The 2,562-nt window shown below is 67.4% G+C and carries 2 protein-coding genes; one reads left to right on the top strand and one right to left on the bottom strand.

Going from position 1 to position 2,562, the window contains the following annotated elements:
• A partial coding sequence (gene ppsA, locus VFM98_RS12270; RefSeq protein WP_325110207.1) for a phosphoenolpyruvate synthase occupies window positions 1-2,069 on the bottom strand: 2,069 nt, incomplete at its 3' end.
• A gap of 188 nt (window positions 2,070-2,257) precedes the next feature.
• Here ppsA and VFM98_RS12275 point away from each other — a divergent pair.
• A partial coding sequence (locus VFM98_RS12275) for a kinase/pyrophosphorylase (RefSeq protein WP_325110208.1) occupies window positions 2,258-2,562 on the top strand: 305 nt, incomplete at its 3' end.

Genomic DNA, 2,562 nt, shown 5'->3' on the forward strand with positions numbered 1-2,562 from the left:
GCGTTGCTCGGGATCTCGCACATCATGATCACCTTGAGCTCGTCCTGCCCGCGCTGGAGGCCATGCTGCGCCAGCAGCTTCGTCACCCGCTCGGCCTGGCCCAGGGTGCGCACGAACGGCACCATCACCTGCACGTTGGTCAGGCCCATGTCGCGCCGCACCCGCACCAGCGCCTCGCACTCCATCTCGAACGCTTCCTTGAAGTCGTGGCTGATGTAGCGCGCGGCGCCGCGGAAGCCCAGCATCGGGTTCTCTTCCTCCGGCTCGTAGCGGCTGCCGCCAATGAGCTTGCGGTACTCGTTGGACTTGAAGTCCGACAGGCGCACGATCACCGGCTTGGGCCAGAAGGCCGCGGCGATGGTCGCCACGCCTTCGGCCACCTTGTCGACGTAGAACGCGCGCGGCGAGGCGTGGCCGCGGGCGACCGACTCCACGGCCTTCTTCAGGTCCGCATCGACGTTCGGGTAGTCGAGGATCGCCTTCGGGTGCACCCCGATGTTGTTGTTGATGATGAACTCGAGCCGCGCCAGGCCCACGCCTTCGTTGGGCAGCTGGGCGAAGTCGAAGGCCAGCTGCGGGTTGCCGACGTTCATCGTGATCTTGGTCTTGATCGGCGGCATCGCGCCGCGCTTGACCTCGGTGATCTCGGTTTCCAGCAGGCCGTCGTAGATGTAGCCGGTGTCGCCCTCGGCGCAGCTGACGGTGACCAGGGTGCCGTCCTGCAGCACCTCGGTGGCGTTGCCGCAGCCGACCACCGCGGGGATGCCCAGCTCGCGCGCGATGATGGCGGCGTGGCAGGTGCGGCCGCCGCGGTTGGTGACGATGGCACTGGCGCGCTTCATCACCGGCTCCCAGTTGGGGTCGGTCATGTCGGTGACCAGCACGTCGCCGGGCTGCACGCGGTCCATCTCCGCGGTGCTGTGCACCAGCCGCACCGGGCCCGTTCCCACCTTCTGGCCGATCGCGCGGCCCTCGGCCAGCACGCTGCCCTTGCTCTTGAGTTTGTAGCGCGTCTCGGAGGTCTTGTCGCCCTGGCTCTTCACCGTCTCGGGGCGCGCCTGCAGGATGTACAGCTGGCCGTCGGTGCCGTCCTTGCCCCACTCGATGTCCATCGGGCGGCCGTAGTGCTGCTCGATCACCAGGGCGTAGCGGGCCAGTTCCAGCACGTCGTCGTCGGTGAGCGAATAGCGGTTGCGCTGCTCCAGCGGCACCTCCACGGTCTTCACCAGCTTGCCGCCCTGGGCCTTCTCGGCGTCGCTCGCGAACACCATCTGGATCAGCTTGGAGCCGAGGTTGCGGCGGATCACGGCCTTCTTGCCGGCCTGCAGCATGGGCTTGTGGACGTAGAACTCGTCGGGGTTGACCGCGCCCTGCACCACCGTCTCGCCCAGGCCGTAGCTGGAGGTGATGAAGACCACGTCGGGGAAGCCCGACTCGGTGTCGATGGTGAACATCACGCCGGCGGCGCCGAGGTCGGAGCGCACCATGCGCTGGACGCCGGCGGAGAGTGCCACGTCGGCGTGGGCGAAGCCCTTGTGCACGCGGTAGCTGATCGCGCGGTCGTTGTACAGCGAGGCGAACACCTCGCGCATCTTGTGCAGCACCTGCTCGATGCCGACCACGTTGAGGAAGGTCTCCTGTTGGCCCGCGAAGGAGGCATCGGGCAGGTCTTCGGCCGTGGCGGAGGACCGCACGGCGAAGCTGGCCTGCGCGTTCCCGGCGGAGAGCTTCTCGAATTCGGCACGGATCTCGCGTTCGAGCGCCGGCGGGAAGGGCTGGGCCTCGACCCAGGCCCGGATCTCGGCGCCGGCGGCCGCCAGCGCCCGCACGTCCTCGGTGTCGAGCGTCGCCAGGCGCTGCTGGATGCGCTGCGCCAGGCCGTCGTGCTTCAGGAATTCGCGGAAGGCATGCGCCGTGGTGGCGAAGCCGGTGGGCACGCGCACGCCATGGGGCAGCTGGGAGATCATTTCGCCGAGGCTGGCGTTCTTGCCGCCGACCACCTCGACATCGGACATTCTCAGGTTCTCAAACGGAACGACCAGGGCGGTCGCGTTGAAACGGGCTGACATGGTGGGAAGACTCCGGAAGTTGAAACCTGGCCTGCGCGTGCGCGCAACGGCTCATGCCCCGCCGATGGGCTTTGTGGTTGTTCGAATGGGCTGCGGCGGCTCATGGGCGCTGGAATTCGGATAATTCCGTCCATTGTAGGCGGCGGCCGGGCTGTTCCGGGCGGCGCCGCGAGGACTTCATGCCAACCCTGCACACCCGCACCGTTTTCTTCGTCTCCGACGGCACCGGCATCACGGCGGAAACCTTCGGCAACGCCATCCTGGCCCAGTTCGAGTTCAAGCCGCGCCACGTGCGGCTGCCGTTCATCGATTCGGTGGACAAGGCCCACCAGGTGGTGCGGCAGGTGAACCACACCGCGGAGTTCGAAGGCCGGCGGCCGGTCGTCTTCACCACCCTCGTCAACGTGGAGGTGCTGCAGGTGATCGAGGAAGGCTGCAAGGCCATGGTGCTGGACATGTTCGGCACCTTCGTGCGGCCGCTGGAGATCGAGCT

Origin of the sequence: Ramlibacter sp. (assembly GCF_035706265.1) — a bacterium.
Lineage (GTDB): Bacteria > Pseudomonadota > Gammaproteobacteria > Burkholderiales > Burkholderiaceae_C > Ramlibacter.